Below are 15,313 nucleotides of genomic sequence, written 5' to 3' on the forward strand. Positions count from 1 at the left end.
TATATTTATACTTTCTCTATGAAACTTTACATTTTTCTTTTGAAAGCCTCGCTCTTCACGGCGAGGAGGAGGTCAGCCTTCATCGGAGAAGGCATACTTTCTGAATTGGTCAACATTAGAGAGTTGAGTGATTATAATCACAAAATTGTATAATATTGAGCAAAAGTGTTATAAAGCCAATTGAAGAGTTAGACTTGAAAAAATTTAGTTGGTGGAAAGAATGAAAGTTGAAAAAGGAGATTTCGTAGTTTTTAACTACATTGGAAAATTCGAGAATGGAGAAGTTTTCGATACAACTTATGAGGATATCGCTAAGGAAGCTGGCATTTATATGGAAGACAGAACTTACGGTCCTCTTGGAGCTAATGTGGGTGTTGGTGAACTCATCCCTGGAATGGACGAAGGCTTAATAGGAATGGAAGTCGGAGAAAAGAAAACTATAACAATTCCCCCGGAAAAGGGGTATGGAATACCAAGAGATGACCTAATAATTGATGTTCCCACAAGCGAATTTGAAAAAGCTGGTATTGAACCCATAGAAGGAGCGTACATTATGACTGATAGCGGGATTGCAAGAATAACTGCGGTTGGAGAGGAAAACGTGACCCTAGACTTCAACCACCCATTAGCTGGGAAAACTCTTGTATTCGAAGTAGAAATAGTTGACGTAGAAAAAGAAAAATCAGATGAACCCAAGGCCTGAGATCTGAACTTTAGTGGTTACAAGGAATATTACAAGACCCATTATAGCGAGCATCGCACTGTACTTGAACCCTGCAGAGAACTTCCCTTCTCTTATTATTCCAATTCCCAAACCAGAAACTACTGCTTGAAGCCCTACAAAAGCTAAAAGAACATTGTAAATTGCATCTACAGGCAAGTTTAAACCTATTTCTGGAGTGTTCATGCTTCCGATAAGCTGTGATACTATTCCAAGGATGGCAGGCCCAAGGAACCCACTTGCGATTATAAAGAACATAGCCTGCATTCCTGTTGAGGCTTTTCTTTCTTTCTTTATTCTTAAAATTTCACGAACATCATTAGCAACAGCCACCAATACATCCGCCATTGGTGCACCTCTTTCATAGGCTTCCAAGATTATCATAGTAGATCTGTATATAATAATGGATCTCCTGTTTCTAAGTGCAAAAGCTTTTAACGCCTCGTAAGTCGACCTACCTCTCTTTATCTCGCTGACTGTCCTCTTAAATTCATCAGTTAGGGCTCCAAATCTGGCAGTTGAGGCTTCCTCCAAAGCCTCCGAAAATGAAACCCCTGCCCTAAGGGAACTTGCTATGTAAAAGAAAGCATCTGGAATATTGTTCTCCATATCTTCAATTTTTTTAGCTAGTTTCCAATATGGGTATACCCACGCAATACCCAAAAATACGATAAAGAATACAGGAAGGGCGTAAAGTTTTACCGAGGGTATCAAGAACACAACTATTGCAGTTAAGATTCCTAACAACATTGAGACTAATAGAAACTCCACGGCCAAAAATGAAATTCCTGCAGAATACAAGAACAGATTATACCTCCTAGTCCACCTTTTTGGGATTATCTTTTCAAGGGCCCTTGCAATGGGGTGAAGAAATCTAATTTCAGCCATTTAATCACCTCGGTTCGCTCCGTTTTATCATAAAGACTACCATAGATGATATTGCAGGAAATGCAAATAATAGAATAACTGCCAATGCAGAAGGAGGCATTACTACAGTCCTTGACATCATTGAAGCTGCAAGTATTGCGACAACGAAAAGTGTCGGCATGATTATGGTAATAAACATATAAACAAATGCAATACCATTAACTTTCTGTATATATTCTACGAGCTTCATCCTGTATTCGAAGGAAAAGTCTTCAGCGAGCTTGTACAAGATGTCCGCAAGGTTTCCACCAAATCTCGTGGCCCTCAATATTTGTTTTACTACCCTACTCACGTTCTCAGAAGCCATTCTTTCTTCAAATCTTGTTAAAGCATCTTCAAATGATGTACCGCCATGCATGTCCCTTATCATGAGCTCGAATTCTTCGGATATTGGACCATAATCGGCGTTAGCAACAGATACCATAGCTTCCGCTATACCCACACCCGCACTCAAGAGAGATGCCATATGACGTAGTACATAGGGCAGGGCTTTTTCTACCTCCACTACCCTTCCTCTCCATGCAAATCTGAGATAGTTTCTCATGTAAAGGAAACCACCAATGAAACCAAGAAGCCCAAGCATTATTGAGATGTCAATTGGAAGAATAAGCAAAACTCCCAGTATAAAAGCAAAAATTGCAGTAAATATTGAGACCCCTATCATCAAAGCAACATATTGCTCCTTGCTCATTTTGATGTTTGCCCTAAGTAAATCATAGTCCAAACCCTTGATTGATCTCGTGAAGGACTCCACAGGCCTTCTGAAACGTCTCAATATAAACTCCGAAAACCTGTGACTAAATGACTTTTCTAGCTCTTTCTTTCTCCATTCTATCAATTCCTCAATTTCTTCTTCCTCTTTCTTTTCTTTCTCCTCAGTGATTTCTCTTTGGAGTTTTTTCAATAGCTGAAGCCTCTCTTCTAAGGTGAGAGCCTTAGGAATCCTACGAATAGGCCTTTCACTTACTTCGATGGTTTTTTGACCTAGCCTTTCTATAAATCCCAATATTCTACTCTTCAGCTCCAAGTATCTCACCTTTATATGACTCTTTTTACCTTTTCAGTCAATTCAAGAGATGAATCCTGTTCTATTCTTGCCAAAGTGTCCTCAGGATTAATGTAAAACTCCCTTATGTAATGTCCAACTTCCTCTATACTCCTTATTCCCTTCTCAACCATCCATTGCAATACCACTTCTCTTTTCAACCGCTCTTCTAATAGTTCCTCCGTGGTAAGCCCTGTATGCTCAGCAAGCTGGTTCATTACTCTACTTGGCACTCCGGTAGGGTTAATTTCATCCTTTGCAGGGTTGTACTTGTATATCGTGTTTAATTGAACGCTCTCTCCTTCTATTCCAGAAACTTCAGCAATCTCAGTGATCCTTCTTATAGTTCCTTTCTTTCTGTTATTGAACCTTACCTGCATTATGATAACATCTAGAGCAGGAATCATGATTCTTGGAACGTTCATTGGTGGGCTTTCAAGCCTTACAATAGTCTCTCTGGCCGAATTGGAGTGTATTGTGCCCATACAGTTGGATACCAATATCCCATTGGCTACATAGTTGTGGTCGTCATCAACAGTTAAATCGTAGAGGTACTCGATACCAAGTTCTTCTGGCCTTACCTCTTCGACGCTCACAACTTCGTCCCAATAGACACCCCCCTCAGCGACCAACTGAAGCCTCTTCGCCATAGTCCAAGCTTCCTCATCACCGATGTCCTCTGCCACCTGTTGGAATGCAAGGGCAATTCCCTTTAGTGCCGATCGCCTTATCTCACTCACCCTTCCTTTTTCTACATGCCGGATAAGGCTTTCAGATATCTTTTCTCCAGCATGATGTGATGCAAGTTTTGAAAGTTCTGCGATAGTTAGAGACAGTCTCTGGCGAAGGGGCCTTATCATCCCCGCAGATATGGGAACACGATATGTTCTCCTTCCACGATATGTTTTTTTGCTCTTAAGTATGCTCTCAAGTTTACTTCTCTTCCTCGAATGATGTAACGGTATAAGTTTTGCAAACTTTTTGAGATCCTCAACACCGCTTATGGTTATTCTAAATATCTCTCCATCTTTGAATCCCCTGTTTTTCACGCGCGAAACTGTACTTATTATCCCAAGCCTTTGGAGGGCATACCATATCTTTCTAGCTGCATTCTCACTCTTAGTTGTTAGAATTACCGAAGGTCCACTCTCATCTACATATCCATCAGCATCAAACAGGCCCGCTATGAAATACCTCATAAGGTCATCGTTTGAGAGAACTACATCGGGAACACCCCAGATCTCGGACTTCTTCCCTTTTGGTATATTAAACATTCTTGAGAGCACCTCGGCGAAGATCTTGGAGCTGACCGTTACAACTGCACTTTTTCCATTAAATTTAATCTGAGGAGTGTAGTTAGGCAAAAACTTTGAAGTGACATTCAAAAAGGCTTCCATGTAAGCCTCATCATCGAATGTAGCCGATATATAATAGCCGTTCGAGGCTATGTACCCATCACCAAGGAGAACTCCAGCAAGGTAGGCGAGATTGTCATCAACTTCCCTAATCAACTTCACTAGATTAGAGTTAACAGAGAGTAAGAACTGGGCCTTTTTTGGGGGGATACCATTGTTGGGTACTTTTAGCATCCCATTTCCATTTGGAACGAGATAATAATCACTTACTCCCGCATAAACCTTTGGATCCACAAAAGCTCTTCTCTGAGGGGCTTTTGGTGGGCGCATCATCACGGCAACCCTATCGCCTACTCTAAGCTTCTCTGCTTCCGTTCTCATAACGTCTCCGTTGGAGAAGACGAAGAAGGGATGATTCTTGGTTAGTATTACTTCGTTGCCCGTTCTAGTTTTTATGCGCATCAATTTTTCATCTTTCCTGACCTTTCTCCTCCACACCTTTGAAACCACGTGTTTGCCAGCTTTAAGGTCAGGACCAACACTGACAACCTCAAAGCGATCTTTTTCATCAAGCACTATGTATTCGAGATCCTTGTACTTCTCAACTCTGTCCGAGTACTTCTCGAAAAGTCTCCCTACTAAATCACCTATGAGCACAAACTTCCCGTTGGAGAGCTGGATAACCGAGAAATCATAGAGCGCTCCATTATGTCCCGTGTTCATGGCCGTGAACATCGTCCTAGCCTCTGGTCCTCTAACCTCACCCACGATGATCCTATCTGGTCTCATACGCAGAGTATTTTTGACTAAATCATCCATGGTAATTTCTCCTCTTCCCTCAATGTTAGGTGGTCTAGTTTCCAACCTTACCCAGTGTTCAATCGGTAATTGCAGTTCTGCTGTATCTTCTATACTAATTACACGCTCACTTGGTGGTATGAACATCGCCAATGCATTTAAGGTGGTAGTCTTACCCGAACCAGTACCTCCAGCAACGAGCACGTTTGCTGGTTTAACCCCAAGTCCATCTACAAATATCCATAGCAAGGAAGCTATTTCCAAGTTGAATGTACCGTATTTCAAAAGGTCAATTATCGTTAGTGGATCTTTTTTGAATTTTCTTATAGTCAATGTTGGCCCCTCTAGGCTTACAGGTCTAATTGTAGCATTAACCCTGCTTCCATCAGGTAAACGAGCGTCTAAAAGCGGTGTTTGTTGATCGATTCTTCTTCCAACCTGTCTAGCTATACGTTCTATTATGTTCAATATCTCCCTTTCATCATCAAAGTTAATATTTGTCTTACACATGTAGAATTTTCTATGCCAGACATACACTGGCTTCCTTGTTCCAACAACCATGACTTCTTCCAAGTTATCATCTCTAACTAAAGGATCAAGTTTGCCATAACCAATCATGTTCTGGACAACAAGATTTATTAGAATTTCCATTCTTCCTTCCGAAACATTGGGAGCAAGCTCTTTCATTATGTTTTTAACGGCCCTACCAAAAATCCTTCTTCTCTCTTCAGGATCAGGTATGCTTTCTGGATCTATTTGAATTTCAGCTATTGCTCTATCCCTTACAATCTTAATCAGTTTTTCTTCTTCTTCACTTAACTGTGGAATCCTAATTTCGTATATTGGGATAGGCTCCCCAGTTACCCTCAAGATTCTCACATTACCATAAACATCAAGTACCTTCGTTTCCTCACCGTAATATGTGGCAGCAATAGGCCTCTGCGGGGGCCCACGGGCTCTTCCCAAAATACCCCCTAAACTTTTCTCTTCCCAGGTTTCACTAACTTGGGGTTGTGAGGGAATCTTGATTTCAGGTACTATGGGCGTGCTCTCTTCATCCTTTAGAGTAGAAAATTTTTCTTCTTCCTCTTCCTTTATTATATTCTCTAATGAAGGAGCTTCCTCATTTAGGATTTCTTCTATCCATGATAAACCTGAACGCTTTTTCTTCTTCTCCCCCAAATTTACTCACCTGCATCAAATTTTCCCATTTAACCTCATACTCAAATACGAAGTCTTTACCCCCTAAAAATACTATCCAAACCGGATAATCAAACTTTATTTCAGATTTTTTCGGAGTTTCTGGAAATTCAGACCTTTGCTTGCTTTTTGCCAAAAGTGTATCTGTTAGGGAGTACACAACTACCCTTGATGAAAGCTCTGATAAGTCTTTAGTATTCCCAGATTCTCTTTCTAAATAGGTGGGCATGAAATCCTTCACATATTGAGCATATTGCCCCAATATAGTCCCCACATACTCACTGTATTTCATAGTATACTCAGGGTTGAACCCATACATTTCCGCACTATCAAATAGAATTGGCACTCCTATAGCGAGGTATTTGGCCTCTTCTTCTGATGGATTACTCACAGTAACTTTCACTGTACCTGCATACTTAATTACTTTTACATAACCATCAGAGATGAAGAATGTGTCTACCATGTAATATTTTTGGGGGTATAAAATTAACTGGGGATAAACCGGACTGTAAAATAGGTTCGGTCCTTCCATACCACTCATAGAACCAACAGATAAAGTTTCGTTAATTTTTACATTTACTCCCAAAGTTTCGTATGGGCCAATCCAAAATCCCAAATCATTTACGTTAACTATTTCGCTTCCTTTCCTAATTATGGTGTATTCATAATCTGGGTTAATCAACACGAACTTGTAGAATGGCCCAGCATTAACCAAAGTCACATTTAGGTCAGCTATCCCAGAAGCCACAACATCCCCGCCCTCTTGGGCGCTTACTAAAGTGGAAGCTAACAAAATAAAGAAAAAGGCAGGAGCCACCTTTTTTAGCATGTTAATCACCCTACAATTTTTGTCACATAAAGCGCGTTTCTATATTTTATTATGTCCTCAACGAACTCAGCTGGGACCTCCACAATGACTAAGACTTTGGCCGTAGGATCTGTAGCCATCAACCCTGTTTCTTGTTCTAGCCCCAACACCTTCCACTTATACCTCTCTAGCTGTTCTTTAACTTCATCTGGAGCTGCTATTTTGTTGGCTGCAATTGCCTTTAGTATTTCATTTAATGCCACATTATAAGTATAGGAAGCACTTATTGTTTGTGAACTTGATTGAGTGGTTGAATGACTTTCATCCTTAGCCTGCTCATACGATATAGATTGATCACCAGGAGCATAGCTTTCCGAATATTGATCAGAGTACGCAGTCTCTGTGGAACTTGATATATCATTACTCTCTGTTTGCGACTCAGAAACTGAGATCACGCCTGAATCTTTTAAAAGTAAAACAGTACTTATGTAACCTTCATCAGCTATCTTTTGGATAGTAGTTGAGTTTACTTGGGCAAAAATCTTTACTTTGTCTCCAGAAGACAAGAATGCCCCATTAACATTTTCTCTTGGTAAAACCAAGGCAATTTGAACCATTTCAGCCTTTTCTATAGTGTATTGAATTAACTCTGCAAAGTCTGTAACTTTACTTAAAACATATTTGGCCTCTGCCTTTGTATATATGCTCTTTTCAGTTCCTTTCTTTAAGATAACCTTCTGAGTAGGGGTACCATCTATAAGGTAATAATAGTACTTTCTCCACAAATCGAGCAAGTAGGGGTTAGCATCAATTAGTAATACCTCATCCTTAGTTTTTGCCGAATTGATTTTTTCTTTCAACTGGTTCAGCGTTTGTATTACTTCACTTTTCATTTCCGCTGAAAGTGGCTGTGAAAGTAAAAGCTCAAATGAATGTTCTACTTCAGAGAGTTTAAGCATCTTTGCATCTTGCAACTCTTTTTGGAGTCTTTCTTGTTCAATTTGTGCCTTTCTCTGATCTGCCAAACTTTTTACATCAATTTTCTCAAGTTCTTCTATACTTTGCGCCCTGTTAATTTGATTTATTAACTGAGTCTTTAAAGTATCATTTGCAAGTTCCCCAGTAAAATATTTATTAACTTCAGCCACTTTTGCCAATTTAGCCTCTTCAAGTTGTTTTGCTGCTCTATTTTGGTAAGTTATATAAACCCCAACTACAACCGCAATGATAATTATCGCTAGAATAGAAGCACCTATAATAATCCTTCTGCGTCTCTCCCTTTCTCTAAGCCTCCCCAGTTTGGATGGCTTTCTAGCAGGAGCGGTAGGTCTTGCAGAAGGAACACTAGAAGGTTTAGCTTCTCCTTTTTCCTCAACAGGGACTTTCCCTAACTCCCTTAACCGTCGAATTTTTTCTTCAATATCTTCCGCCACGGTGAACACCACCATTATAGTTAACTTTTATCTTTATACCTATGAACTAATAGTCCTAGTAAATATTTTAGTCTTCATTACTTATTTACCTTTTGGTGATAAAAGATGAAAAAACTAGTCATAAAGATAATAAAAATTAGAGGTAAGTGCCCAGTGTTCAAAGTTGGGGATAAGATCACCATAGAAGGCCCCAAAATAAACTTAGAGGAAACAAATGCCATTTGTACACATGCATTTGCATCCTTCCTACCATATATAGTAGCATTGCGAAAAGGAGTTAAACCCTCAGAGATAGGACTAGGTAGTGGAGAAAAAGCTTATGTTCAATGCTTGGATCCAGGCCCACCATACACTGAAGGTGGGACTGTGATCTTTGAAATGATGGTGATCGAAAATGAAACAGAAAAAAGCATGGAGAGTAGTAAATGATGCAATTAGAGAGGGGGATATTATTCTAGAGGTAGTTGATGCCAGGGACCCAATAGGAACAAGGAATTTAAAAGTGGAAAAAATTGCTCAAAAAGAGGGAAAAAAACTACTTATAGTGATGAACAAAGCCGATTTAGTACCAAAAAAGTGGGCAGAAGAGTACAAACAAAAAAATAAAGATATCCCAATTGTTTTCATAAGTGCAAGAGAAAGAAAAGGGACTGGAATCTTGAGGGAGGAGATAAAAAAACTTGCAAAAGAATTCTTTGAACAAGGAAAAGATAAAGTGAAAGTTGTTTTGGTGGGATATCCCAACGTAGGAAAAAGCACAATAATAAATGTGTTAAAAGGAAAACATGCTGTAGGCACCGCACCTATACCTGGATATACCAAAGGGAAACAACTCATCAGACTTTCAAAGAAAATTTGGGTAGTTGATTCTCCTGGAGTTGTCCCAATAGATGATTTTGAGGAACTCGTCATTAGGGGCGGATTTCCAGCAGATAAAATTGAAGATCCTGTTAAACCGGCATTAAAACTTATAAAGAGACTTTTAGAAACAAGAAAAGAAGCCATTATTGAAAAATACGGTATAATTGACTTTGAAAACGAAGAACAAATACTCAAAGCAATTGGTGAGAAAAAAGGACTTCTGAAAAAGGGTGGCAAAGTTAACTTAGAGGAAACCGCCCGTTATCTTCTAAGGGAATGGCAGACTGGTAAATTTACTCTTTTTGGAAAAGAGGAAAAAAAGAATGAAGAGTTTATCTGGGATTTTGAAAGCATTTTAAATGACATTGAAAAAGAATCCCTCATCGACCCTAGAAGAATACTTTGGAAATACGGAGATAAACTAATCGTGGATAGAGAAAAGAGAGTAGGGTTCAAGGAGATAGAAGGAATGATCATCGGAATAGCAACTGGATTTAAGAAATGTGATTCCGCGTTAAACTTCCTTGAAAAACTCACCAACAAAAAGGTTATTGCAAGCGAGTGTTTTGGTGGAAAATGGAAGGGAGTAATAGCAATTTTGGAGTGAAAAAAATGAAGTTCGTATTAACAACTCCACAGGGAATTGAAGATCTTGCAAAAAGAGAAGTTGAGATGCTCATTAAGAGCGCAGGACTAAAAGGGAAAGTCGAAGAAAAACCCTCTGGAGTCGAAGGACGAATATTAGCAGAGATCGAGGAGAGTTACTATTTGGATGAGAAGGGCAAGAAGAGAGAATTTGAGATTGCTTCTTTCCTGAATGAAAATTCTAGACTTTTACATCGGGTCATTTTTCAACTTTCTTCCACCAAACTTTCTAATTTGGAAAAAGAAAAGGCCTTACAGGAAATCTATGATTTCGTTTCTAACTCCTTGATTGAGAATTACGTCAAGATAAGCGAAAGCTTTGCTGTGAGGGGCTTTAGGAAAGGAGAACATGAGTTTACAAGCATTGACGTTGCAAAAACCGTTGGGAGTGCTATTTATGATAAACTCTCAAAGTTTGGCACGCCAAAAGTAAATCTTGATCATCCTTCTGTAATCTTTAGAGCCGAAGTTATAAACGATGTCTTTTTCTTGGGAATTGATACAACGGGAGATTCTTCTCTTCATAAAAGGCCGTGGAGGGTTTACGATCATCCGGCCCATTTAAAAGCCTCAATAGCAAATGCTATGATAGAGCTTGCAGAGCTCGATGAAGGAAGTGTTCTTGATCCAATGTGCGGTAGCGGAACAATTTTAATCGAGCTAGCATTGAGAGGATACGAAGGAAAGATAATTGGCATTGAAAAATACAAAAAACATCTAAAAGGTGCCATGATGAATGCCCTCGCCGCAGGAGTTCTTGATAAAATTGATCTTATCCAGGGAGATGCCACAAGACTTTCTCACTATCTTGATAGCGTCGATTTTGTCATAAGCAATCTTCCATACGGGTTAAAGATAGGGAAGAAAAAGTTAATCCCCGAGCTTTACATGAAATTCTTTGCTGAACTTTCAAAAATTCTAGGGAAAAGAGGAGTCTTTTTGACCACGGAAAAGAAAGCAATAGAAAAAGCTTTCGAAGAAAATGGATTTAAAATTATTCATCATCGCCTAGTCGGACATGGTGGTTTGATGGTTCACTTATACATAATCAAATAATTAAAGATCAGCAGAGGATTGAGCGCTCAGCAAGTACTTCCTCCTTTAAAGTCCCGATTCCCTCTATCCAAGCCTCCACAACATCACCGTGCCTCAGAGGACCAACGCCTTCAGGGGTTCCAGTTGCAATTATGTCACCTTTCTCAAGGGTCATTATACTCGAAACGTACTCTATTATCTCATCTATCTTGAATATCATCTTGCTCGTTCTTGAAAGCTGTCTTATTTCACCGTTAACCTTGAGGCCAATTTCAAGATCATCCACGTTTATTTCTCTCTTATCAACAACCCTCGGCCCGATTGGAGCAAACGTGTCAAACCCTTTCACCACTGTCCAAGGGAGACCTTTTTTCTTTGCTTCCCATTGAAGATCCCTAGCTGTCAGGTCCATCAGAATAGTGTATCCCAAGACATAATCTAGGGCTTTGGCTTTTGGGATGTTTTTGCCTCTCTTCCCAATAATCACCGCAAGTTCTACCTCATGATCAACATGATTGCTTTTCCTCGGCAAAATTATCGTTTGATTGGGCCCTATTAAAGCTGAAGGGGGCTTTAGAAAAATAACAGGTTCTTTGGGAATCTCATGGCCAAGTTCTTTTGCATGCTCAGCATAATTCCTTCCAAGGCAAATTATCTTGGTTGGCTTAACTTCATAAAAAGTGTCTCTAAAAGGTAAGCGAATCATGACATCACCAAAAGATACCTACTCATTAGAATTTAAAAAGAAAGTGGAAGTCATTTCCTCAATGGCTCTGGAATTGCTTTATCCCACTGCTCTCTGGCCAGATCCCCTGTGTATTTGAACTTCTCGATTTCTTTTTTGGCCTTTTCCCTCTTCTCTTGATGCTCTTTTAAGAAGTTCTGAACCTTTTCTATCAGATAACGTTTGCACTGGCCACAAAGTATCTCCCCGTTCTTACAAGCAATATACCTTTCTAGGAGTTTCTTCTCATCCGGTTCAAAGAAGATCTCAAGCCACTTAAAGACGACACATTTGTCAGGTTCTCCTCCGAGCTCTCTTTGCTCTTTTGCAGTTGCCCTTCCACCGGTTAAAGCATATTTCCATATTTTCTTTCCCGCTTCTTCTGGATCGTCCGTTAGGTAAATAGCAGTTTCCGGCTTTGAAGCACTCATTTTACCCCCAAGACCCATTAAGCCAGGCACAAACTTTGAATGTAACGCTGCAGTTTTGTAGTATCCCAAACTTTCAGCAAAATCCCTTTGTATTCTCCAGTAGGGATCTTGGTCAATAGCTGCTGGGATTAAAGAGCGTTTTTCCTCAAAAAACGTTGGAGCAGCTTGGATTGCTGGGAAGAATATCATTCCAATTTTACTTTGCTCATTAAAACCGAAAACGGCCTTTGCCATTGAATAAGTCACTTTTTTGGCTATTGGTATGGCCATCTCATATATCTTGGTAAACTCACTATCCTGAAAGATGAATGTTTTGTCTGGATCAAACCCAACGGCAATTATATCGAGTATATTCTCATAAGCCCATCTTTTAGTCCCCTCAAAGGTAAGCTGAGGTTTGAATAAAAATTTTTCATCATCCGTGATTTGAACATAAAGGTTTACTCCAAAATTCTCCTGGAGCCACTTTGTTGCAAAGAACGGAATTATATGGCCTATATGCATTGGTCCGCTGGGACCTCTGCCTGTGTAAAGGAAAAATCCTTTTCCTGCTTCATAGTCTTTAAGTACTAAATCGTAATCCCTATGTGAAAAGAAGAACTTTCTTTTAAAGTACATTGGGAGTTCCTTTTTTGTGAGTTCTTCAGTTTTCTTCAACAAATCGTCTGTTAATGGTGTTGTTCCAAATTCTTCAATAAGTTTATTGTAATCTACTACTCCTGTAACTTCCCATGGAGTCACCTCAAATTCTGGCACAGAATTCACCTCCAAAGACTAAACTAACCAAAAAAAGATTAAAATTATTATCACCAAAGCCAAAAGCAATCACCGAGCATGGGTTAAGAATAGAAAAAGAGAATTTAAAGTTTTCCCTACACCCCAGGTTCTTTGAGATATTGACCATACTTGACGAGTGCATAAACTGCATCGACACCATCTTCCACAGTTTCAAAAACTGGCACTCCAGTTTTCTCTATCCTTCTAGCCATCTTTTCGGGATAGGCCCCTCCAGGAGCTATGAAAATGACTGGTTTGCCATATTCTTGCATCTTTCCAACTGCGTCAACAATACCATCATCTAAAGCTGGACTCTGGAAGAGTGCAATAACAGCCAATACGTCTACGTTTTCGTCTTCCAAAGCATAACGCATAGCCGTTTCATATCTGCTTGAAGGAGCATCCCCAATAATGTCAATCGGGTTCTTATAACTCATATGTTCTGGAAGCTTACCTTCTTCTATGGCTTTTGCAAACTTTTCATTTGTTCTTCCACTTAGCTCAGCGATTTTCAATCCCACCTCAAGCAAACCATCACTCATCATGACTCCAGCGCCACCACCATTTGTTACTATAGCAACTCTATCCCCATTTGCTGGTTTCTGCATTGTCAAGGCTTTTGCATAGTTGAAGAGCTGTCTCATGCTTCTAGCTTCAAGAACACCAGTTTGTTCAAAGGCCGCTTGGTAAATGGCATAACTTCCGGCAAGAGAACCTGTGTGAGAGGCCGCAGCTTTTGCTCCAGCTTCAGTTCTTCCGCTCTTAAGAATCACAACGGGTTTTTTCTTTGTAGCATCCCTGGCAGCTTTTAAAAACTTTTTACCATCCTTTACCCCCTCAAGATAAGCAGTGATGACTTTGGTAGCTTTATCGTCTTTCAAATACTCCATAAAATCACTTTCATCAAGATCGGCCATGTTGCCGAGACTTATGAATTTACTCATTCCTACTTCGTGTCTGGCGGCCCAATCAAGAATTGCTGCACCAAATGCACCACTTTGACTCATGAAAGCAATACCGCCAAATTCTGGCCTTGCTTGTCTCTCAGGAGGATTAAAAGTACAGTCAAAACCATTTTCGATATTAGTGACTCCCAAACAATTTGGCCCTACAATTCTTATGTTCCATTTTCTGGCCACTTCAAGAAGTTTATTCTCGAGTTCCACATTTCCAGCTTCCTTAAAGCCCGCACTTATTACAACCGCTCCTTTTACTCCTTTTTGACCACATTCCTCAAGTATCTGAGGTACAAATCTCCCAGGAATTGAAATAACGGCCACATCAACGCTGTCTGGAATTTCCAACACACTTTTGTAAGCTTTAATTCCCAAAACCTTTTCCTCTTTTACGTTAACAGGATATATTCTACCTTTAAATCCAAAATTTATGAGGTTTTTCATTATCGCATTGCCTATCTTCCCTTCTTTATTTGAGGCGCCAATGACAGCAACACTTTGTGGGTAGAACAGAAAATCCAAATTCATGATTTTTCACCCCTTTGCAGTAATGTGCATTCCTGCTGTGTGATGTGGGAATTTTACATTTATAAAATTTTCCAGAGAATGAAATTTATGCACAAATGGAAAAGGTTATATTCCCGAACGCTTAAAAACCAATTAGAACGTTAAAATAGGTGAAAGCTATGAAAAAGAAGGTTATGGTTATCACAGATCCAGAGGTCATAAAACTAATGCTAGAGGACACAAGAAGACAAATACTAAAATTATTGAGGAACAGAGAGATGACAATTTCCCAACTTTCAGACATACTTGGAAAGACACCACAAACAGTTTACCACCACATTGAAAAATTAAAAGAAGTTGGCCTAGTAGAGGTAAAAAGAACCGAAATGAAAGGCAATTTAGTTGAAAAATACTATGGAAGAACTGCTGATGTCTTCTACATAAATCTTTACTTAGGAGACAAAGAGTTGAGGTATTTAGCAAGATCACGGCTAAAAACAAAGCTTGATATTTTCAAAGCCCTTGGCTATAGATTTGACGAAGAGCAACTCTTGGATGTTATGGACAGAATCACTGAAAAAGAACACTCATACACAACAAAAATCTCAAAAGAATTAGAAGGAAAAGAAGAGAGTTTAAAAGAATTCTCAAACGAAGATATTATCCACGCTGTTGAATGGCTTAGCATGGCTGAATTAGGAAGAGATAAAGAAGCACTAGAACTCCTGAAAAAACTTGGAGAAATCCTTAAAAAGGAGTAATTCCAAGAGTCATTGGGATAAAAATGGCGAAGGGAATCAGACTTCTCGTACTGGACGTGCTTAAACCCCATCAACCCATGGTAACTGAGCTAGCTTTGGGGTTAAGTGAATTGAAAGGGGTTGATGGAGTAAACATTACCCTTGTTGAGATTGACAAAGAAACTGAGAATGTGAAGATAACAATTGTCGGGGACAACTTGGATTATGAGGAAATCGTAAGAACCATAGAAGAGTTTGGTGGAGTTGTGCACAGTATTGATATGGTGGCCGCCGGTAAGAAAATTATCGAAGAAAGTGAAACACCCCAAGATAGATTAGAGGAATTCTGA

14 protein-coding genes are annotated in these 15,313 nt (G+C 39.5%); 6 read left to right on the forward strand and 8 right to left on the reverse strand.

Annotated features, from left to right (window positions below):
* The first annotated feature begins 220 nt into the window (after positions 1–220).
* Positions 221–703 carry an FKBP-type peptidyl-prolyl cis-trans isomerase gene (locus TSIB_RS09490; RefSeq protein ID WP_048160668.1) on the forward strand — a complete coding sequence of 161 codons (483 nt, stop codon included), beginning with the start codon at positions 221–223 and terminating at the stop codon, positions 701–703.
* Here the strand turns inward: TSIB_RS09490 and TSIB_RS09495 are convergent.
* The 5 genes from TSIB_RS09495 to TSIB_RS09515 are packed head-to-tail and all read right to left on the reverse strand — an operon-like array spanning position 683 to position 8,287.
* On the reverse strand, positions 683–1,609 hold the full coding sequence (locus TSIB_RS09495; RefSeq protein ID WP_015850220.1) for a type II secretion system F family protein: 927 nt from the start codon (positions 1,607–1,609) through the stop codon (positions 683–685). The two genes, TSIB_RS09490 and TSIB_RS09495, sit on opposite strands and share 21 nt — an antisense overlap.
* Before the next feature lie 4 nt (positions 1,610–1,613).
* On the reverse strand, positions 1,614–2,675 hold the full coding sequence (locus tag TSIB_RS09500) for a type II secretion system F family protein (RefSeq protein ID WP_015850221.1): 1,062 nt from the start codon (positions 2,673–2,675) through the stop codon (positions 1,614–1,616).
* Between the two features lie 11 nt (positions 2,676–2,686).
* Positions 2,687–6,028: an ATPase, T2SS/T4P/T4SS family gene (locus tag TSIB_RS09505; RefSeq protein ID WP_015850222.1), complete on the reverse strand. Its 3,342-nt coding sequence runs from the start codon at positions 6,026–6,028 to the stop codon at positions 2,687–2,689.
* Positions 5,970–6,875: a hypothetical protein gene (locus TSIB_RS09510; RefSeq protein ID WP_015850223.1), complete on the reverse strand. Its 906-nt coding sequence runs from the start codon at positions 6,873–6,875 to the stop codon at positions 5,970–5,972. Before TSIB_RS09510 ends, TSIB_RS09505 begins: the two co-directional genes overlap by 59 nt.
* A gap of 5 nt (positions 6,876–6,880) precedes the next feature.
* Positions 6,881–8,287 (reverse strand): DUF515 domain-containing protein, encoded by a 1,407-nt coding sequence (locus tag TSIB_RS09515; protein WP_048160670.1) that lies wholly within the window; start codon positions 8,285–8,287, stop codon positions 6,881–6,883.
* A gap of 105 nt (positions 8,288–8,392) precedes the next feature.
* Here TSIB_RS09515 and TSIB_RS09520 point away from each other — a divergent pair, with 105 nt between their 5' ends.
* Genes TSIB_RS09520 through trm14 form a run of 3 tightly spaced genes read left to right on the forward strand, consistent with a single transcriptional unit; the run spans position 8,393 to position 10,849 of the window.
* Complete coding sequence (locus TSIB_RS09520) at positions 8,393–8,716, forward strand: TIGR04076 family protein (RefSeq protein WP_015850225.1); 324 nt, start codon at positions 8,393–8,395, stop codon at positions 8,714–8,716.
* Entirely contained in the window at positions 8,682–9,755 is a 1,074-nt protein-coding gene (locus TSIB_RS09525) for a GTPase (RefSeq protein ID WP_015850226.1), read from the forward strand. The genes TSIB_RS09520 and TSIB_RS09525 overlap by 35 nt, the downstream gene beginning before the upstream one ends.
* A gap of 5 nt (positions 9,756–9,760) precedes the next feature.
* Positions 9,761–10,849, forward strand: coding sequence for a tRNA (guanine(6)-N2)-methyltransferase (gene trm14, locus TSIB_RS09530; RefSeq protein WP_048160952.1), 1,089 nt, complete (start codon positions 9,761–9,763; stop codon positions 10,847–10,849).
* Positions 10,850–10,856: 7 nt separating this feature from the next.
* On the opposite strand, the gene TSIB_RS09535 is transcribed toward trm14, so the two are convergent.
* The 3 genes from TSIB_RS09535 to TSIB_RS09545 all read right to left on the reverse strand — a co-directional run bounded on the left by TSIB_RS09535 (position 10,857) and on the right by TSIB_RS09545 (position 14,244).
* The gene (locus tag TSIB_RS09535) at positions 10,857–11,534 is read right to left on the reverse strand and encodes a fumarylacetoacetate hydrolase family protein (RefSeq protein ID WP_015850228.1); all 678 of its coding nucleotides are present in this window, start codon (positions 11,532–11,534) and stop codon (positions 10,857–10,859) included.
* Between the two features lie 50 nt (positions 11,535–11,584).
* Positions 11,585–12,739, reverse strand: a complete 1,155-nt coding sequence (locus tag TSIB_RS09540; protein ID WP_015850229.1) for a tryptophan--tRNA ligase — start codon at positions 12,737–12,739, stop codon at positions 11,585–11,587.
* A 116-nt stretch (positions 12,740–12,855) separates the two neighbouring features.
* Positions 12,856–14,244 carry an acetate--CoA ligase family protein gene (locus tag TSIB_RS09545; RefSeq protein ID WP_015850230.1) on the reverse strand — a complete coding sequence of 463 codons (1,389 nt, stop codon included), beginning with the start codon at positions 14,242–14,244 and terminating at the stop codon, positions 12,856–12,858.
* Positions 14,245–14,402: 158 nt separating this feature from the next.
* On the opposite strand from TSIB_RS09545, the gene TSIB_RS09550 reads away from it, so the two are divergent.
* Both TSIB_RS09550 and TSIB_RS09555 read left to right on the forward strand, forming a co-directional pair.
* Entirely contained in the window at positions 14,403–14,984 is a 582-nt protein-coding gene (locus TSIB_RS09550; RefSeq protein WP_048160673.1) for an ArsR/SmtB family transcription factor, read from the forward strand.
* Between the two features lie 23 nt (positions 14,985–15,007).
* Positions 15,008–15,313: a DUF211 domain-containing protein gene (locus tag TSIB_RS09555; protein WP_048160675.1), complete on the forward strand. Its 306-nt coding sequence runs from the start codon at positions 15,008–15,010 to the stop codon at positions 15,311–15,313.

Origin of the sequence: Thermococcus sibiricus MM 739 (assembly GCF_000022545.1) — an archaeon.
Taxonomy (GTDB): domain Archaea; phylum Methanobacteriota_B; class Thermococci; order Thermococcales; family Thermococcaceae; genus Thermococcus_A; species Thermococcus_A sibiricus.

What these genes read in the sequence shown, in the direction of transcription:
- TSIB_RS09495 (WP_015850220.1), bottom strand. Translation starts at nt 1,609, where the DNA reads ATGGCTGAAATTAGATTTCTTCACCCCATTGCAAGGGCCCTTGAAAAG.
- TSIB_RS09490 (WP_048160668.1), top strand. Translation starts at nt 221, where the DNA reads ATGAAAGTTGAAAAAGGAGATTTCGTAGTTTTTAACTACATTGGAAAA.
- TSIB_RS09545 (WP_015850230.1), bottom strand. Translation starts at nt 14,244, where the DNA reads ATGAATTTGGATTTTCTGTTCTACCCACAAAGTGTTGCTGTCATTGGC.
- TSIB_RS09535 (WP_015850228.1), bottom strand. Translation starts at nt 11,534, where the DNA reads ATGATTCGCTTACCTTTTAGAGACACTTTTTATGAAGTTAAGCCAACC.
- TSIB_RS09510 (WP_015850223.1), bottom strand. Translation starts at nt 6,875, where the DNA reads ATGCTAAAAAAGGTGGCTCCTGCCTTTTTCTTTATTTTGTTAGCTTCC.
- TSIB_RS09525 (WP_015850226.1), top strand. Translation starts at nt 8,682, where the DNA reads ATGAAACAGAAAAAAGCATGGAGAGTAGTAAATGATGCAATTAGAGAG.
- trm14 (WP_048160952.1), top strand. Translation starts at nt 9,761, where the DNA reads ATGAAGTTCGTATTAACAACTCCACAGGGAATTGAAGATCTTGCAAAA.
- TSIB_RS09555 (WP_048160675.1), top strand. Translation starts at nt 15,008, where the DNA reads ATGGCGAAGGGAATCAGACTTCTCGTACTGGACGTGCTTAAACCCCAT.
- TSIB_RS09520 (WP_015850225.1), top strand. Translation starts at nt 8,393, where the DNA reads ATGAAAAAACTAGTCATAAAGATAATAAAAATTAGAGGTAAGTGCCCA.
- TSIB_RS09550 (WP_048160673.1), top strand. Translation starts at nt 14,403, where the DNA reads ATGAAAAAGAAGGTTATGGTTATCACAGATCCAGAGGTCATAAAACTA.